The organism is Bacteroides sp. MSSM.1001136sp1_RTP21357st2_D2_RTP21359_211015, from assembly GCF_040913205.1.
Lineage (GTDB): Bacteria > Bacteroidota > Bacteroidia > Bacteroidales > Bacteroidaceae > Bacteroides > Bacteroides ovatus.
Window position 1 is genome coordinate 268,426 of sequence record NZ_JBDFVF010000002.1, and the last position, 19,882, is coordinate 288,307.

Sequence of the window (19,882 nt, forward strand, 5' to 3'; positions counted from 1 at the left end):
CATCCATATTACTATATTGAGTGATTATCTTTTTGTTCTTGGTGAAACTTACGATAGGCAGTAGGAGACATTCCGAAATACTCCTTAAAGCTTTTTCCAAAATAGTTTAATGAGCTGAACCCCAGCTGGAAACTGATGTCGCTAATGTTATATTCTTCATTTTCCCGAAGCATTTTTGCAGCAGTTTTCAGTTTTATATTTTGAATAAAATAATGAGGAGATTCCCCTGTTATCTTTTTCATTTTCAGGAATAGCTTTGTCCGGCTTAGTCCTAATTCTGAACATAACAGGGTGACGTTAATATCTCCGTTTCCTTCTTCCAACTTGGTTTGTACAATTCTTATTATATGATCGATGAAATCTTGGTCGAGCTTATTGCTGGTCAGTTGCTCTGCACTACTGTTTTCTAAAGTTTTGTATCGTTCCTGTAATTTTCGTCTGTTATTTAGTAGGTTAATGCATTTTGCGATCAGAATTCTGATATTAAATGGTTTGGTGATATAATCATCGGCTCCACAATTGAGTCCTTTAATATTGTGTTCCACACTACTAAGTGCCGTGAGCAGAATGACCGGAATATGGCTAGTGTCAAAATGAGACTTTATCCTCGCACATAGATTTATACCGGAGATGCCGGGCATCATCACATCTGATAAAATAAGATCCGGTGAATTGAGCTGTGCGATTTTGAATGCATCTTCACCATTCTTTGCTTCATAGATTTCAAAAATGGGCTCAAATATCTCTATGAGTAATTTCCTCAATTCATCGTCATCCTCAACGATAAGTAAAGTCGATGAATGATCGAAATCCTTCTTTTGCTGTATGATGAAATCTTCCAGATTTTCCAAGCTCTCTTCTTCATTCTCTATACTAATCGGGTTATTGATTATCCCTGTGTTCTTTTCATTCTCTATGATGGTGATATTCTTATCTTCTTTAAAGTGCTCATTACCGATTGGTAATTCGACAATGAATGAACTACCTTTTCCTACTTCACTTTCAACCGTTATTTGTCCATGATGTGCCTTTACAATATTGAGTGACAGTGATAAGCCTATCCCTGTTCCGGTGTTGGATAGTTCGCTGTTTACAGAGTTGTTTACTTGAAAGAAACGTTCAAAGATTCGTTCTGTCATGTCTTTAGGTATCCCAATGCCGGAATCATTAAATGTTATAATTACGGAAGACGCAGAAGTCGTTATTTTGATCTCGACTGTTCCATTTTCCGGAGTGAATTTGAAAGCATTCGATAGAATGTTATTGAAAACCTTTTGTAGTTGTACTTCATCAAACCACGTGCACTGGCTTTTTTGGTCGAACACAAAATTGAAATGAATATTCTTTAGTTCGGCATAGCTAACGAACGAATCATATATTTCCTGCGTGAATAGAATTATATCCTGCTGTTTGACTGTTAACGTGAAATTTTCTTTGTTGTATTTCAAGAAGTCGAGTAGTTCATTGATTAAAGTACCCATTTTGGCAGCCCTGTTATGTACCTCACGCAAGCTGTTCTGGATAGTAGACAATGAGTAATTTGACATAAGAATAAGTTCCAGTTGTCCGGATATTAATGCGATCGGTGTTTTTAACTCATGTGATATATTCCCGAGGAAACGCATTTTGGACTCATTTATCGCGTCTTTTTGTAGTTTATCCCGTCTTTCAAGTTCCAGTGAATTTCTTAACAATAACTTGGATCGGTAGAAATAGGCAATGCTGATAATGATGGCTAATATTAGCAACGTATATAATAGATAAGCGTACCAGGTGGCATAAACAGGAGGGATAATCGTGATCCCCAGACTGATTTCATTAAGTTCGGTTTCATCTTTAAAGGAAATGTTTCTTACTTTTAACTTATAGTCTCCATAAGGTAAGTTCATGTAGTTGATTGATTTTTGGGGATGAAATTCAATCCAGCTATTGTTATACCCATCCAGTTTATATTGATATTTGGATTGTCCGAGATTTACGAAGTCATTGATTCCGATTTCGACAGATATATTATTCTCATAATGTTTCAATTTGATATGATCTGTTGCAAAAAGAGAACGAGGCAATATCCGAGAAGAATCATTTGCCGACACTTCTTTGTTATTAACAAATAGTTTGGAAAAGAACATTTTAGTGGGTAGACTTTCTGGAAACAAATTATTTTCAGAAATCATGGCAAGGCCGTTTATTCCTCCCATGATGATACGGCTATCACTGCTTTTCATTATGTCACCCGGAATCATCGACGGCAAGACGAATTTGTTTTGTGATTTATAATTATAGCTTCTTTTTGTTTTGAGATCGATATAGGATAAGCCGTTTGCACTGGTGACCAAAAGTTGATGATCGGACAGAGGATAAACGGCACTTAGATAATCACTATCGAGGTTACTGTTTTTGCAGTTTATTTGTTCGAGCCTATCTTGAGTAGGATGATAAATAAGAATACCTGCACCTAATGTGGTGGCTATGATACGATTGCTATTATCCTGAATAAGAGACGTAATGGTATTCTTAGAAGAAGCGGTGATTTTAGCAAGATATTTGTCAAGACTGCGTACATAATTCTGTTTGATACTGTAATAGCACAGGTTATTCCCTCCAATCCACAAGTTGTCCTGCTTGTCTATCATCAATGAGTTTACAGCATAGATGTATTTGTCGAGAAGGTGTAGCTTTTGAATGCTGTAATCTTCCAGGTTCATATAATATACCCCCGAAAGCGTACCCAGATATAAGATATCTTTATGACGGATGATAGCCTGAACTATTTCCGACCGTTTCGTATGGTCGGACGGGTCGATAGTGAAATGTTTGAATTCTTTTTTATCAATCGAGTAACTGCAAAGTCCGCCGAGATGAGTCCCAATCCATACTGTACTGGATGTATCATCATAATATAAGGTCTTGATATTATTGTGGGATATTGTATTGTTCTCTTTCGTATAGTATGTATATGAATCTGTCTCGGGTAGATAGGATACCAACCCGTCTCCTTCTGTACTGATCCATAGCCGTCCTGTCTTGTCTTCTATAATCTTGCTGATTACGGGTCCGATACCGGCGTGCCCCAGTTTCAGATTATTATATTCAAAGATGTCAGTATGCGGATTGTAGTAATCCAAGCCTCCATAGTAGGTACCGAACCACATTGTGCCTTGATCGTCTTTCATAATAATCCAGACAGAGAGGTTGCTTAGTCCCGCACTACCCTCTTTTTCCAGACCATAAAAACTGATATCACCTGTTTGCGAGTTGATAACATTCAATCCTAACATGGTTCCTATCCAGATATTTCCGTTATTATCTTCACATACTGTTCTTACATAATTGCTGGCTAAGGTAGGTTCCGTGTATTGGATAACGTCGCCCGATGGATTTAGTTTGAATAATCCTTCATTCAGGGTGCTCACCCAGATGTTGTTCCGGCTATCTTCGTTTATCGATATAATTTCACTGCGGGTAGTCAGTACTTTCTGTTGCCTGCCTGATAGATCAATAGTAAATACCCCGTCATGTTTGGTGCCGATATATAATAATTTGCCGGACGTTTCTTTCAGCGATGAGATGCTTAGGTTGTTGCCATCAATTTTGTATTTGGCCTGGCATATACCTTCTTTATAATTATAGACACTATCCAATAAACCGATCCATAATGAGTTGGTACCATAATTGAAGGCAATGGACGGCAATATCTGTGTGTTTGGCTGGCTGAATATGATACGGCTTTCCTCTTTTATCAGGTCATATTCAATGATGCTGTAATCCGTATTGACATATAGGTGCCCTTTCTTGTCTCCACAGATTGTCGGAACAAGGTTGGACTGTATCCAGTTGTTTATTCCCATGAAGTTGACTGACTCAATATAATTTCCATTATATTTCTTCACACCGTCTTTAGTTCCAATCCATAAGATACCCGATTCATCCTGATAAAGTCCGTTAATCGTAATTTGGGGAAACATGGAATTGAGTGATAAATGCTGGAAGTTTACCGTCTCGAATCCAGTGATGGATGAGACGCATGAAACCAGCATAAATATAATAGCGACTAGTCTGTTATGTTCAGGCATATATTAAAAGCGTTAATTAAGTTTCTATTGTTTCCAAAACTTCTTATATTTAGTTTTGGTATTAATCTTAGGGATTCATATAATGGGGGACTATTATTATATATCTTATATCTGATAGCAGGTTCGATAATCACAAATGTATCGTTATTTTTTGAGATAATGAAACAAAAAACGGTTTGTAATAGGGATGTGAACAAAATTATGGAACCTTTGGAACTTTTTTATCCAATGCTGCTTCCCGTAATCTCCTACTTTTGCTCTTGCTATCGGGAGAAAACCTTTGCATGGATCTTTAAATTTTTAATATATCTCAAATTATAAGCAAAGAAAATATGAAAAATTATGTGGCGATATGTCTGCTCTCATTGATGGTATCAGGATGTACGAAAACCTTGGAACCTTCTATGGAACGCATGGTCGATGATGCCCTGAACCGGGCGGTAGAACAATATAAGTATATGTACTCTGTCATGGATTCTATTCCGGAGATGTTACCCCGTTCGATAGATAAGAATGGCGCGCTTGAAACCTCGGATTCTTATTTCTGGACGAGTGGCTTTTATCCCGGGACTCTTTGGTATTTGTATGAATATACCGGAGATGAGCAGCTCAAGGAGATGGCTTCCAAGATGAGTGATAGAGTCGAGATCCAGAAGTATAATAAAGATAATCATGATGTCGGTTTTATGATAAACTGTTCTTTCGGAAATAAATACCGGCTATTGGGCGATACTTCCTGCCGGGATATAATCACTACTACAGCCCGGTCATTATCTACGCGTTACCGTTCTGCTGTAGGATGCACACGTTCATGGAGTCATCCGGGCACTTTGCATTGGCAGTTTCCTGTAATCATTGACAATATGATGAACCTTGAATTACTTTGTCGGGCAACGGAGTTCTCTGGTGATAAACGTTTCTATGATATGGCAATTTCTCATGCTGATAAAACAATGGAGAATCATTTCAGACCGGATTATAGTTGTTATCACGTGGTGAATTATGATACAATTAGCGGCCATGCACTTCAGAAATGTACATGGCAAGGGTATAGTGACGAATCGGTATGGAGCAGGGGACAGTCTTGGGCATTGTATGGATATACTATGATGTATCGGGAAACGAAACAACCACGTTATCTGGAACAGGCAAAGCATATTGCCAGCTTCCTTCTTAATCATCCGAAGATGCCTCAGGATAAGATTCCTTATTGGGACTTTGACGATCCAAAAGTTCCGGATGCCTTGAGAGATGCTTCAGCTGCTGCCATTATGGCTTCTGCTTTACTGGAATTGTCGGGTTATGTAGACAAGGTAACCGGACAAGGATATATCACTGTTGCCGAAACACAGCTTAGAACATTGGCTTCGGATGAGTATCTGGCAAAGCCGGGAGAAAACTGCAATTTCATACTTAAACACAGCGTAGGCTTTTTACCACAGAATAGCGAAGTGGATGTCCCCCTGACTTATGCAGATTATTATTTTGTAGAAGCATTAATGAGGTATAGAGCTATGCACTTGAAAGAATAGAGTTACTAACTAAAATCATTACTATATGAAAAACAAGTTGATGAAGGTATCGTTGTTACTGTTTTTGATGGCTCTCATCGCAGGCAAGTCACTTTCTCAAAACCAACCGGTTAGAATTAAAGCGGAACATCCCCGCCTGATTCTGTCGAGTACGGACATTGAGTTGATGCGGGGAAATGCTCTTTCGGGCATTGAGCCTTGGAAAACAGCTTGGAAAAAACTGGAAAGTGAGATAGACGGTTATGCAGATGAGAAATGGAAACCGAATGTATATCGGGGAGATGCCAGTATGTCTTTCTATAAAGCCGCCATACGTGACGGGTCGGCTGCAAGAGATTTGGCAATAGGCTATCAGATCACTAAAGATAAACGTTATGCGCACAAAGCCATTGAAATAATCAATGAATGGTCTTCTCCTAAAAATGCTCCGGGCACTTATTTCGATCCGGATAAATTCTATCCTAATACCGGTATGTTGGTTTCACGTGGCGTATTTGCATTCCTTTATGCCTATGATTTGCTTTGCGCGGATAACTTGATAGGAAAAAGTAAGCAGAAACAATTTGAGGCATGGCTCCGGATATTGCTTCCTCATATAGAAGAAGGCGTGAAACGCTGGGTGGAGAATGACTACTTTGGAAAACAATATTTTCAGAATCATATAGTTGCAGAAGTTGTGGGGTTGATGTCTATTGGCATTATTTTACGTGATAATGAGTTGGTGAATTATGTATATGACGGAGAAACAAATCCACATAATATAAAGAAGGTAATTGAGGGTATCATTTTGATGAAAGGACAACCGCCTTACTGTGGTGAGCCCGGCTCATGGCCAACACAGGATGGAGAGATTATGGATCGTTACAGACATTTTGCATTGACTCATTACGGACAGACTACAAAGCCGAACAGAGCCTTACAGTATGCGGGATTGTCGACTAATTTGCTAATGATAGCAGCAGAGATGGGACGTTTGAACGGTCTGGATCTTCATCATTATGTAGCTCCTACCGGTGAGAGTATTAAATTACCTTTGCTCTTCTATGCTGATTTTTATATCACTAAAGATGCTTCTATTAAGGGAGGATTTTATACAGGTGAAGACTCTTGGATTAACTACAACGATCAATCAGTATTTACATTGTGGGAGGTAGGGCATGTCCGTTATCCGGAGGAGAAAATCTTTAATGAGGTTTTGCGTACCAATGATCGTACAGCTCATAACCTGCATTTGTTAGGTCCGGTGATTCTGACTCACGGACGCTGTATTGAATAAAATAATCTTTAATAATTAATATCTATGAAACAGAGAAACATCAGTAAAGGAATATATTCATTATATGTGATTATGTTCATGCTCATGATCCCGATAGGAGATCTGTGGGCGCAAGATCCGTTAAACATAAGCGGTAAAGTCGTAGATGTGAACAATGAGCCCCTGATTGGAGCTACCGTTCAGGTAAAAGGGAAGCAAACAGGGACCATTACTAATATAGAGGGGCGGTTTTCTGTCAAGGTTCAGGCAAAAGATATACTTGTCATCTCTTATATGGGATATACTTCTCAGGAAATGATTGCATCAAAGGCTAATGGAGCGACTATCACTTTGGTTGAGGATGGGAAAACATTGGAAGAAGTGGTGGTAGTAGGATACGCTACCCAGAAAAAAGTGAATTTGACAGGCTCGGTATCTACGGTGAACCTGACTGAACAGGCTGAAAGCCGCCCGATGACCAGTCTTTCAACTGGATTGGCAGGATTAAGTTCGGGACTGTATGTCAATCAGGGATCAGCCCGTCCTAATAACGATGGAGCCACCCTGCTTATCAGGGGACAGGGAACTCTGAATAATTCTTCGCCATTGATTATTATTGATGGAGCAGAAGGAAATATAAATGAGGTTAACCCACAGGATGTAGAATCTGTTTCTGTACTGAAAGATGCGTCATCTTCTGCTATCTATGGTTCAAGAGCCGCCAATGGGGTTATCTTGATAACGACCAAGAAAGGCTCGGAAGGCAAAGCGTCGATTTCCTATAATGGGTATGTTTCTTTCCAGAAACCTTCGAATACAATTGAAACTGTATACAACTATGCCGATTATATGGAGTATTATAACGAAGCGGCTTATAATGTTGACCCGACAGCAATGCCGGTATATTCGGAACGGAAAATAGCGGAATGGAGAGTTCACCCCAATGAACCTTACTTGTATCCGAATACAAAGTGGGAGGATGAAGTTTTTTCAACAGGGGTGTCTACTAATCATAATTTATCATTCTCTGTCGGAAACCAGAAACTGAAAGCATTTGGATCTGTAGCTTATCTGAACAATCCGGGTATTGTGGAGAATTCGGCTTATGAAAGATTTACTGCCCGTTTGAATGTGAATGCCGAACTAAAGCCTTGGATTACAATGGGGATGAATATTAGCGGTCTGAAATCAAATGCCGAGATGGGTTCCAAATACATGAGTTCGCTTTTTAGTAACATCTCCAGCCCCGGTATTGTCTACCGGCATCCGGATGGCAGGTATGGATCTGCCGAGAATCCGGAAGAGAATCAGCAAGTGCAAAGTCCTCTCTATCCTCTGAATATGTATCAAGGAGATATTGAAGTTAATAACTTCACTTCCCGCTTTTGGACGAATATAAAGGTTTTCAAAGGTTTAAATATAGAAGCATCTTACACGTATCGCCGTAATAATTCGCAAGAGGAAGAGACTCCGGTTTATGCTGACCGTTGGAGTTTTCAATCTAACACAATAACCCAGATGGCAGCCGGTAGAACGTTTGTAAGGAATAAGAATTGGACTAATACGCATCACGTAGCTGATGTGGTAGCTCGTTATCAGAAGACATTTTTTGATAAGTTGGATGTAGGTATATTGGCGGGAGCTAGTCAGGAAAAGGATAATGTAAAATGGTTTGAGGCGAAGAGATATGATCTTCTTGCAGATAATTTGTCTGTCATTAATGGTGCTACCGGAGATTCTGAAACAAGTGGGGCTGCAACAGACTGGGTGATGCGTTCTTATTTCGGACGAATAAACCTGTCATGGGCGGACAAATATCTGTTTGAAGGGAATATTCGCTGGGACGGTTCTTCCCGCTTCCATAAGGATCATCGATGGGGGACGTTCCCTTCTTTCTCCTTGGGATGGCGTATGTCGGAAGAGAACTTTATGAAGTCAATTAAATGGCTGGATATGTTGAAGTTGAGGCTCTCATGGGGTGCATTGGGTAATAATGCGGTAGATAATTATGAATACCAGTCTGTGTACAATAAAGATAATTATGTTTTAGGAAACTCTGTTGTGCCGGGATTGGCACAGATACAGCTGGCTAATGCAATGGTTTCATGGGAAACGACCTATGTCACCAATATCGGACTAGACTTCAGTCTTTTTGGTTCAAAGCTGGATGGAACAATAGAACTTTTTAATAAAGATACGCATGATATTCTTATCGATTTACCAGCACCATTGCTTGTTGGTAATGCGTCTATCCCTACTCAAAATGCAGCAAGAGTGCGGAATAGAGGTGTGGAAATGAATCTGAAGTGGAATCATAGGATTGGTAAAGTAAACTATTTTGTGGGTGGTAATTTTACTTTCATAGACAATGAAGTAACCCGGTTTAAAGGAGAGGAAAGGTCGATTTCGGGGACGAACATGATTCAAGAAGGCTATCCTATCAATATTCAATATGTATTGGCGGTAGACCGGATTCTTCAAACGGACGAAGACATGTTGTTTGTTGAAAAGATGATTAAAGACGCACCGCTCGATCCTACCACCGGACAACGTGTTAACCCATTTGCTTCTTATGGAACTCCGAAGAAAGGTGATTTCTTATATAAAGATTTGAATGGTGACGGTGTCATCGACGATAATGATAAATATGCAGTAGGGCATGGACTTGCTCCCCGTTTGACGTATGGCTTCTCATTAGGGGCAGAATGGAATGGGTTCGACTTCTCTTGTTTGTTCCAGGGAAATGCTGGTTTGCAAGTATATTGGCAGGATAAATTTTATATGGGATATATTAATTATGGAGATGTAATCAACAAAGAAATAGCCGAAGGTGCCTGGCGGGAAGGGCGTACAAATGCTACTTATCCCAGATTGCTGACCGGTTTGAATACGTTAAATGCTCAACCGAGTGATTTTTGGGTTCAGAATAAGTCATATTTACGATTAAAGAACGTTCAGATAGGATACAAGATTCCTAAGAAACTTCTTCAAAAGCTGGATATATCCCAACTTCGACTATACACAAGTTTGGAGAATATGTTAACCTTTACTTCCTATAAAGGGATTGATCCGGAGATAAGTGGTACAACTTATCCGACGATGAAGCAGATAACGGTAGGTGTAAATGTAGTCTTTTAAAAAATACGATTATGAAAACAGTCAATTATATTATGGTAGCGGTTGTAGTGACACTGGGATTCAGCGGTTGTTATGATCTGGATGTGGCTCCGTATGATAAGGTCGCTCAAAATAACTATTGGAAAACGGAAGCCGATGCCAAATCGGGAGTTATGGGGGTATATGCCCAACTGAAAGATTACGGTGCTTATGGTTATATGCCTCTTTTCGACACTTACTCGGATATAGGTCACGGACCGGGTGGACCTGTTGAACAGGGTACATATAACGGTGCATATGATTTCCTGGTGCAAAACTGGCAAGACACTTATGATGGTGTGCAGCGTGCCAATACCGTTATTAAGAATGTATCAAGCATGTCAATTGACGATCAGGTGAAAAATAATGTCTTGGGAGAAGCTCATTTTCTGCGGGCTTTGTATTATTTTCATTTAGCTGATTTTTTTGGCGGAGTGCCTATCTATGATGAGAGTTGGGAAGTTTCCGAATCTTTCAATGAAATGTTATTGCCTCGTAATTCAAGAGAGGAGGTTTGGAATTTCATTATTAAAGATCTGACTTTTGCAATTGCAAACCTTCCTCTCAAATGGGCGGTATCCGATTATGGAAGGGCGACAAAGGGAGCGGCTTATGCATTACGTGGAAAGGCGCATCTGTATACAAAGAATTGGTCTGAAGCGATTGCTGATTTTGAGGAAATTGTATATAACAAAACTAATCAGTATGGTTATCAATTGTATCCCGATTATCTGACTTTGTTCACTTCGGCAGGACCGGTTCCTAATGATAATGAAACGGTATTTGCCATTCAAAATAAGGGTACTACTGACAATTTGTATGGTATGCCGCTTTGTACTTTGTATGGAACACGCGGCTCTTATGGTGGTGGCCGTGCTACTTGTATGCCGTCGGTAACTTTAGCGGATATGTATGAAGAGAAGGATGGACAGAAGTTTAACTGGAATAATTATATTCCCGGATATAATGAAAGTGATGCTGTGAAGAAAAAAGCGTTTCAGGCAACCTTGAATTCGACCAAACAGAAATTGGAAGCAATCCCTGATACCACTTTATTAGGTGAGATTTACAGAGGGAGAGATCCGAGAATGATGCAATCATTGATTGTTCCTTACTCTTATTATAATGGCTATATAGTGGGAACAGGGGCTAAAAAGCAATTGTATGCGATTGCGGCAGGTACTACGGTGGCCAATGGTTTTATTCAGAATGACAGAGGATGGAATGTGTATTTTTACCGGAAGTTTGTTCCGATTGAAGATATGGGTGGTGCCATCACCAATCGTAATCACACTCCTATCAACTTCCCTATCATTCGTTTTGCAGATGTGTTATTGATGCTGGCTGAAGCTTATAATGAAGATAACCAATTGGACAAGGCTGTCGCTGAACTGAATAAGGTAAGAAAAAGACAGTCAACGAGTATGCCGGCATTAAATAGTGGACCGGTCTGGTTACAGGTTTCAGATAAAGAGGATATGTTCGAACGTATTATGCACGAGCGGGCTGTGGAACTTGTTGGTGAAGGACACCGTTTTAGTGATTTAAGACGTTGGGGGGTGGCTGTGCAATATCTGAATAATCGTCAGGAGAAAGACTTTACCGGAGAGATTCGCTTTACCCGTAAGTTTACGGAAAGAGATTATCTATGGCCGATCCCAAGTGAAGAAATTCAGCGGAATCCGGCTCTGAAACCTAATAATCCGGGATGGTAACTTGTCTGTTTTTTGTATGTACTTAGTAAACAAATGGAGGTGAACAATGAAAAGAGAAGCTTTTAAAATGTATCTGAAACCCGGTTTTGAAAAAGAATATCAAAAGCGGCATAGCGAAATATGGCCTGAATTGGTAAAGCTTTTGAAGGCGAACGGAGTGTCCGATTATTCTATATTCTGGGATAAGGAAACGAATGTGTTGTATGCTGTGCAGAAGAATGATGGTGCAGGCTCGCAAGATATGGGCGATAATGAAATCGTGAAAAAATGGTGGGACTATATGGCAGATATCATGGCAGTTAATCCGGATAATTCACCTGTCAGTATTCCATTGGAAGAAGTTTTTTATATGGAATAAGAACATTAACTATTAAACGAAATTAATATGAAATTAGAATATAAACATTCGATCATCCTGACTTTGCTGTTGTTAGCACAGATGCTTATGGCGTGTAATGATAATGCGAAGAATACGGAAATAGCTTTAGTTTCAGATGATGCTGTTAATATTGGATATGGTGGCGGGGAAGAACTGATTAAGTTCATTTGCTACGATAACTGGACAATTTCATCAGATGTGTCGTGGATAACATTTGGGGGGCCGACAGAGGGTAGCGGCAATGCAATCATAAAGATTCATATAGAGAAAAATACATCTGGAGGGGATCGTACAGGAAAGCTCTCTATTACTTGTGGAGGTAACATAAAGATAATAGAGATCAGGCAATCTGTAAAAACGATTGATATAGAATATAAACACCCTTCTATCCTTTATACCAAAGAGGAATTGTTGAATATAAAACAAATGGTTGAAGGCAACAGTTCGGCAAGTATAACAACGACTTACAACAATCTGATGAAGCGCTGTAATAATGCACTGACTTATACGGCGGCTCCTTATACGGGACAAGATCCTACAAAGTTTATTGAAGAGAGTTATGTTCCCGGATCAAACTCCCGCGATCTGGCTTTGGCATACTGGTTTACAGGAGATAAAAAATATGCCCAGAAATCAATTGAAATAATAGAGGTTTGGGCGAAAGCGTGTAAAGACATTAGTTATGTGGCTGATGCGGGTAGTGCGATGTATCTTACCAGAGGTATGTATCCAATGGTTTGTGCTTATGACATGCTGATTTCGGAGAATATCATGAGTGATGAGACAAAGAAGAATATAACAGATTGGTTTCAGGTGTTATATAGGGAAGGGATGATTAGTATCAATTTGTGGGAAGATAACGATTACTTTAATAAGCAATATTATCAGAATCATCTTGTAGCCCATTCAATGGGAATACTGATGCTTGGACTGGCTACAGATAATGATGAATTGGTTCAGTTTGCTATCGATTCTCCTGCAAATCCAAGGGATGTAAAAGAGTTGTTAAGCGGCTGTATATTGATGGATGGCGATACTCCGTGTTCAAGAGAAAAAGCTGGTTCGGCTCCTCCTGTGAAGGGAGAAATTTATGACCGTTACCGTCACGACACAGGACCATTAAAAGGATTACAATATACGCATCTCACACTCACATTATTGTCTACAACTGCTCGTATGTGTTATAATAATGGGTTGGATTTGTTTGCATATACAGCTCCGACCGGAGAGAATTTACGTTACTGTTTTGAGTATTACAGTGATTTCTACCGGTCTATGGATTCATGTATAAAGTCAGGATATTATTGTGGTGAAACGGAACGTATGACAAAAGCCGGTGATAATCCGGGTATGTATGAAATGGGGTTGCGATATTATCCGGATAGTGAACCCATCAGGCAATTGATAAATTCGGGTACATTCAACAGAGAGTCGTCATATATGGACTTATTGGGATATACCCGGCTTCTTTCAGCAGAAATTAACGAATAATTCAAAAGTGATAGATTATGAGAAAATATATTTCAGACCATTGGATAAAGTCATTTATGATAATGATAGGTATCGGGCTGTTCGGAGTGTCTGCCGGAGTTTTGCAATCATGTGACGATGATGATGAAATACAGAACAAACCGACTCTTTATATCGTAACGGAAGATATTGAAGCTCTTAGTACTTATGGGGGAACTATACCGGTAGAATTCCTTTGTAACTTGGACTGGCAGGTATCAACAGATGCCACTTGGATCACTTTGGACACTAAGGCGGGCAGTCAGAGTGCTACCATAAATGCAAAGGTTACTAAAAATGATGAGGGGGCGGATAGAATTGGTGTGATTAAGATAGTGGCTGGTGAGTTGGAAAAAAGATTGAATATCCATCAGAAATACAGAGATACTTCTACGCCACAGTTAAACATCACTACCAAAAGTCCTATCAAACTGGATTTTGAGGGTGGAAGGAACTCAATATCTTTCGTTTGTAATGTCGATTGGGAGGCTTCAACCGATGTAGAGTGGATTAGTTTTACCAGTGAAACTTCGGGCTTGGAGGATGGAACCTTGAATTTTGTAGTGGAAAAGAATGGGGATGATGTGATCCGGGAAGGAAAGGTTACTATTACTGCTCAGGGTATCACTAAAAGTGTAGATATTGTTCAGCAAACTGAAGCAATGGGGGGAGTGAACTTATTGGATACTCCTGAAGAAGATTACAGCTTTGAGAGAATTACTACCAACAAATATTGGCCGGCTCTTGGAGAATGGGGCGGATCGGACAGTCAGGGGATTGGTAAATTTGGAGCAAGTGCCACTGCCGTCCGGGTTGCTGCAAACTCGCCTATACCTCACACCGGATCATCTTATTTATTTGTACGTATGCGTGAAAACGAAACGGGCAGTTCTTTAGACTGGTTATGGAGAAAGGTGAAAGGATTAACTCCGGGTAAGTCTTATACATTCTCTTTCTGGTTTAAGACTCCTTCAGCGGCGGAAATGCCTCAAACCGGAAATATCAGGCTTGGTGCGGTGATCAATGAAACAGACATACCGACATTATCTAATCCATTGGCTCCGGAAGTTACTTTTGGATTTGTTGCGGCTTCCGATGGAGTTTTAAGCAGTTCTGATGAGCATAAGAAAGTTTCTTATACTTTCACTATGCCTGCCGATAAGACAGATGTATATATTGTTTGGAGAAGAAATGGACATCAACAGCCGTTCCTTGACGATATGAGTTTGGTAATGAATTAACGGATATGAACGAATCTTGGCCCAGGATACAATTTTAATGTAGACCTGGGCTAAACTTTATATGAACAATATGAAAAAGCTTCTAAGTATTTTGATTTTATGCTTCTGTTTTTCATCTTTTATACAGGGAAAGGTTAAATTACCTGCTATGATGGGAGATCACATGATACTCCAGCAAAATAGTAGTGTTAAGCTGTGGGGATGGGCAGATAATAAGAAAGTTACTGTTACTACCTCCTGGAATAATCAGACTTATCAGGTATTAACGGATAAGAACGGAGCTTGGTTGGTAAAGGTGGATACTCCTGGGGCAAGTTATACGCCTTATTCCATCACAATTAGTGATGGAGAGGATGTTATCCTTTCAGACATATTGATAGGGGAGGTTTGGATTTGTTCCGGTCAATCTAATATGGATATGCGTATGATGGGAAATACGGGACAACCTATTGATCGTTCATTGGAGACGATTCTGCATGCTGGTAATTATCGTAACCGTATCCGCTTCATTGCTGTTTCGAGAACGAAAGATGCACAGCAACGGATTGATTTTGAAGGGAGAAAATGGGAGGTATCGGCACCGGAAGCGGTCATGACTTGTAGTGCGGTTGCTTATTTCTTTGCAAAACAAGTCACAGAAGTGCTCGATATTCCGGTAGGGCTGGTCATTAGTAGCTGGGGAGGTTCACGGATAGAATCATGGATGAATGAGAAAACATTAGCTTCTATTGATGGAGTAGATATAGAGGCTGCCAGAAGTTCGAAATTAAAAATGCATCATCGCTTGGGGTGTATGTACGATACAATGTTGTGGCCTGTGAGGAACTTTACCGCACGTGGTTTCCTTTGGTATCAAGGAGAGTCGAATATCTTTAACTATTACTGTTATGCTCCTATGATGACTGCTATGGTTCAGTTATGGAGAGAGGTTTGGGAAGCACCGAATATGCCTTTTTATTATGTTCAGATTGCTCCTCATAAGTATAAAGATAGTCAGGATACGGATGCGGCTTTATTAAGAGAAGCGCAGATAAAAGCTCTTGAAATAATACCCAACTCCGGCATGGTTTCTACTGCCGACATTGGTGATGAGTTTTGTATTCATCCTCCTCAAAAAGATGTAGTAGGACTTCGTTTGGCTACTCTGGCTTTAACTAAGACATATAACATTTGTGGACTTCCATCTACCGGGCCAACGATGACGAAAGTCAATTACTCAGAAGGTAAGGCAATTGTCACTTTTGATAATGCTTCTGCCGGATTGACACCAGCATTCTGTAACCTGAAAGGATTTGAGATTGCAGGGGCTGATAAGAAATTTTATCCGGCTCAAGCACAAATTATAGACCGTACACCCACAGTGAGAGTTTGGAGTGAACAAGTAGAACAACCGATAGCTGTGCGGTATGCTTTTCGTAACTATGTAGGAAATATTTCATTGCGTAATACTTTTGGATTAGCTGCATTCCCTTTTCGAACGGATGCGTGGGATGATGTGAAATAAACAAGATGTTTTATTCAGGATAATTGATCATACTTTCTTTATAATAATCTCATAATAAATTAAGTATGATATTATCCTGAATATAATCATTATATAGTTCTTTGTTCTTTATTAAACCTTAATATTGCATTTACTACTCGGAAATTAAGTTGGAACCCATGTTGAATAAGATGAGCATCTCAAAATATATATCATTAGAAGTGGTGTCAGCGAGCGATAGCAATGGTGATTCAGATTCAGATAGTGGTGGGAATCCGGGTGGCAATAGCGGAAGGGAAGCTCCTGATCCGGCAGCTTAATTGAAAGAGTGGATGTTGTGTTACAACAAAACATAGGGTATTTTACCGAGGATACCCTATGTTTTTGTTGTTGAAAATGGAAGCTAGTTTATTTGTATAAATGATATAATAGTACTATTATTAGATTCATTGATTGTATTCTCACTAAATATGCCTTTATCAATTTTTGCAGCAACCAATTCACCAGTAGAAAATTTTCGAGCTCTAAAATGTACTATATCATCAGATTGCACATATATCTTCGAGTATATTATGTTTGGATAATCATAAAAAATGTAATTCCCGGCTCCATTAAATATCATTTCTTTTGTTCCATTTGTTAGATTAAGGCGGAAAATATCACCATCTTTTTCCCAATAAAGATAATTTTCAGTACAATGTATATCATAAATTGTATAAGAATTAACCGCACAAGTATAATCAATAATATTGTTTGGACTTTTTATTACTAATACTTTCTCTTTATTGAATGCAACAGTCATATTATCTTTTCTTAGTATTGAAAAATAAATATCATTCGGTGTATTGGGGTCGTATATAATATTATGGGTTATGACTTGAGTTTCAGGGTTAATTAATGTTTGTTTAAGTTTTCCATCTTCAAAATAAAGTAAACCGCCATTTTCATATTTCTTTAAAGTAAATCCTGAAGGCATATTATCTCTATCGCCAATAACTTTTGTTCCATCAGGTAAGATGCATAGTAAGTGGTCAGTACTTTCCACTCGACAATATACAGTTCCGTTATAATCTACATCATATTGATTGACAATATAGTTATCCGATATTCTGTTTGCTATAATTTTGTTATTGATATTACCTTGAATTTTATAAATGGGACGATTGTTGTTTTCATTGATTGTTGCATATATGTATTGGAATTTGTCATAGGGAGGAATATAATACTCATGATCATATTGTCCCCAAAATGATTCTGGAATTTCAAATACTGCTCCATCGGTCTTTCTTATATAGTATTCGTATTGACCTTCTGATGTTTCGAAGTTGAAAGCGATTAAATTATCATTAGCAGGAAATATTTTGCTGTTGAAAAACTCAATGTTATTTCCGTTTTCATCTTGTACTTTAATTTTTGAGCTTGTTCCATCTGCAAGTATTTTATATAAAGCATATGAACTGTTTGTTCCTAAATCTCTAGTTTGTATTATGCTAATATTGTTAACTGTAGTATATAAAGCTTTAGCACCTGATATGTCTAAATGTGTGACTTTCCCTATAGTTATAGTTGGGTTGATTGATTCACTTTTTTCTTTTTCACAACCATATAAAATAGTGATAATTAATGTTGCTAATAAAATTCTTTTCATATCTTTTTGTGTTGAGTTTTTGACAAATGTAATTCAAAAAAGATTAGATTGTTAGGTTTTATAGATATTTCTCATTTTTAATCTAAAAATCAACTAAAGGCTGATACAATGAAAGATTGACTTGCCTATGTTTTAAGATGATTTCTTTGCTGTTTTGCCTATGTTCTTAAAATAAAAGGTGCTGATATACATATCTAAACTGGAAATCCTTCCGTCCTCGGAGGGATTTCTTTTTAATTATACGTGTCTGTAAATTTGTCCGCGGATTTTATTTATCAGATATAACTTATTAGTTGCCAAGTATTAATATCTGAATTTTTCTTTCGTTTTATATGGATAATGTGTATATTCGCACAAAACTCATATCAAAAATGTGTAAATTATCACATTTCTGATATTAAAAATGTGATTTGTTATGTTTGAAAGAGATATTATCAGGCAATTGTCGGCATGGAAAATGGACGTGAATAGGAAGCCACTTGTTATTCATGGGGCTCGTCAAGTAGGAAAGACATGGGCTTTGAAGTATTTCGGGAAGGTATATTTTGAGGATGTCGCCTATTTTAGTTTGGATAAAGATGAAAGCGGGCTTTGCGATATCTTTAAAACGACTAAAGATCCTAGGCGGATTATTCAGCAATTGTCTTTCTTGCATGGGAAGAAAATCAATCCTCAAACGACTTTACTCATATTGGATGAGATTCAGGAGTGTAATGAAGCACTAAACGCACTGAAATATTTTTGTGAGGAAGCTCCCGAATATGCGGTAGCTTGCGCAGGTTCTTTATTAGGTATTTATTTGAATCATATTGGCAATTCCTTTCCGGTGGGAAAGGTGAATCATTTGTCTATGTATCCGCTTACTTTTACGGAATTTCTGAAGACAAAAGACCCGAATATGTATGAGTATCTGTGTTCTATTAAAGAAATAGCTCCTCTTCCTCAAATATTTTTCGATAAGTTGCGTGAATCATTTGTTGCCTATTCCATTTGTGGCGGTATGCCCGAACCTGCTACTCTAATGATTGACTTCAATGATATGGAAAAGGTGGATTCGGCACTTCGGGATATCTTGAATGACTATGCATTGGATTTTGTAAAACATACTACGTCGGCATTGGCTCCCCGCATTAATTATGTATGGAATTCCTTGCCTTCACAATTGGCGAAGGAAAATCGTAAGTTTGTTTATCAGTTGGTGCGTCCCGGCGCCCGTGCTCGTGAGTATGAAGATGCTATTTTGTGGCTGGAGCAGGCAGGACTTATCAATAAGGTCGTATTGAGCAAGTCACCCAAATTACCATTGAAAGCGTATGATGATTTGAGTACATTTAAACTTTACGCATTAGATGTAGGACTGTTGAGGCAGTTGTCGGAGCTGGACGCAAGTGTTTTGCTTCTGTCTACTCCCGGCTATATGGAATATAAGGGAGCTTTGGCAGAGAATTATGTGTTGCAGAGTCTTACGGCACAGTTCCAGGCATCTTTTCGGTATTGGACTTCCGGCAATAAGGCTGAAGTAGATTTTCTGCTTCAATACGACAATCATATTTATCCGATAGAAGTGAAAGCAGACCAGAATGTAACAGGTAAAAGTCTGATTCAGTATGAGAAGCTTTTCCAACCCGTTTACCGGATTCGGTATTCAATGCTGAATTTGAAACAAGATGGTAATTTGATTAATATCCCCCTGTTTTTGGCAGATAAGACAAAAGAGCTATTGAAGGATAAAAGTTAAAAGAGTCTTCTGAAGGAATTAGTAACCTTCTTAAAAAACGATGATTCTTAAAAAAGGAATATTTAATCATTGGAAGAAGGACGTGAATTACAGTTTGGTAAAGAAAAGTAGGAAAATGTCCTGCATTTGTAATTACACGATTCTCCCTTTCTG

12 protein-coding genes are annotated in these 19,882 nt (G+C 38.7%); 10 read left to right on the forward strand and 2 right to left on the reverse strand.

Features of this window, described 5'->3' with window-relative positions; genetic code table 11:
* Positions 1–11 precede the first annotated feature (11 nt).
* Entirely contained in the window at positions 12–4,073 is a 4,062-nt protein-coding gene (locus AB5217_RS02855; RefSeq protein ID WP_229115752.1) for a two-component regulator propeller domain-containing protein, read from the reverse strand.
* Positions 4,074–4,405: 332 nt separating this feature from the next.
* On the opposite strand from AB5217_RS02855, the gene AB5217_RS02860 reads away from it, so the two are divergent.
* The 9 genes from AB5217_RS02860 (at position 4,406) to AB5217_RS02900 (ending at position 16,663) form a co-directional block, all read left to right on the forward strand.
* Complete coding sequence (locus tag AB5217_RS02860; RefSeq protein ID WP_032845746.1) at positions 4,406–5,605, forward strand: glycoside hydrolase family 88 protein; 1,200 nt, start codon at positions 4,406–4,408, stop codon at positions 5,603–5,605.
* A 25-nt stretch (positions 5,606–5,630) separates the two neighbouring features.
* Positions 5,631–6,881 carry an alginate lyase family protein gene (locus AB5217_RS02865; RefSeq protein WP_032845743.1) on the forward strand — a complete coding sequence of 417 codons (1,251 nt, stop codon included), beginning with the start codon at positions 5,631–5,633 and terminating at the stop codon, positions 6,879–6,881.
* Between the two features lie 24 nt (positions 6,882–6,905).
* Entirely contained in the window at positions 6,906–9,998 is a 3,093-nt protein-coding gene (locus AB5217_RS02870; protein WP_032845741.1) for a SusC/RagA family TonB-linked outer membrane protein, read from the forward strand.
* An 11-nt stretch (positions 9,999–10,009) separates the two neighbouring features.
* Positions 10,010–11,731 (forward strand): RagB/SusD family nutrient uptake outer membrane protein, encoded by a 1,722-nt coding sequence (locus tag AB5217_RS02875; RefSeq protein ID WP_004307765.1) that lies wholly within the window; start codon positions 10,010–10,012, stop codon positions 11,729–11,731.
* A gap of 46 nt (positions 11,732–11,777) precedes the next feature.
* Entirely contained in the window at positions 11,778–12,089 is a 312-nt protein-coding gene (gene rhaM / locus AB5217_RS02880) for an L-rhamnose mutarotase (RefSeq protein WP_004307766.1), read from the forward strand.
* Positions 12,090–12,116: 27 nt separating this feature from the next.
* Positions 12,117–13,601 (forward strand): alginate lyase family protein, encoded by a 1,485-nt coding sequence (locus AB5217_RS02885; protein ID WP_368112622.1) that lies wholly within the window; start codon positions 12,117–12,119, stop codon positions 13,599–13,601.
* A 17-nt stretch (positions 13,602–13,618) separates the two neighbouring features.
* Positions 13,619–14,860 (forward strand): BACON domain-containing protein, encoded by a 1,242-nt coding sequence (locus tag AB5217_RS02890; protein WP_004307768.1) that lies wholly within the window; start codon positions 13,619–13,621, stop codon positions 14,858–14,860.
* Positions 14,861–14,930: 70 nt separating this feature from the next.
* Positions 14,931–16,364, forward strand: a complete 1,434-nt coding sequence (locus AB5217_RS02895) for a sialate O-acetylesterase (protein WP_032845740.1) — start codon at positions 14,931–14,933, stop codon at positions 16,362–16,364.
* A 170-nt stretch (positions 16,365–16,534) separates the two neighbouring features.
* Positions 16,535–16,663, forward strand: coding sequence for a hypothetical protein (locus AB5217_RS02900; protein ID WP_256387961.1), 129 nt, complete (start codon positions 16,535–16,537; stop codon positions 16,661–16,663).
* A gap of 83 nt (positions 16,664–16,746) precedes the next feature.
* Here AB5217_RS02900 and AB5217_RS02905 read toward each other — a convergent pair whose 3' ends face one another.
* Positions 16,747–17,991: a hypothetical protein gene (locus AB5217_RS02905; RefSeq protein WP_032854510.1), complete on the reverse strand. Its 1,245-nt coding sequence runs from the start codon at positions 17,989–17,991 to the stop codon at positions 16,747–16,749.
* 415 nt (positions 17,992–18,406) lie between these two features.
* Between AB5217_RS02905 and AB5217_RS02910 the strand changes: the two genes are divergently transcribed.
* Complete coding sequence (locus tag AB5217_RS02910) at positions 18,407–19,729, forward strand: ATP-binding protein (protein ID WP_032845566.1); 1,323 nt, start codon at positions 18,407–18,409, stop codon at positions 19,727–19,729.
* Positions 19,730–19,882: the final 153 nt, after the last annotated feature.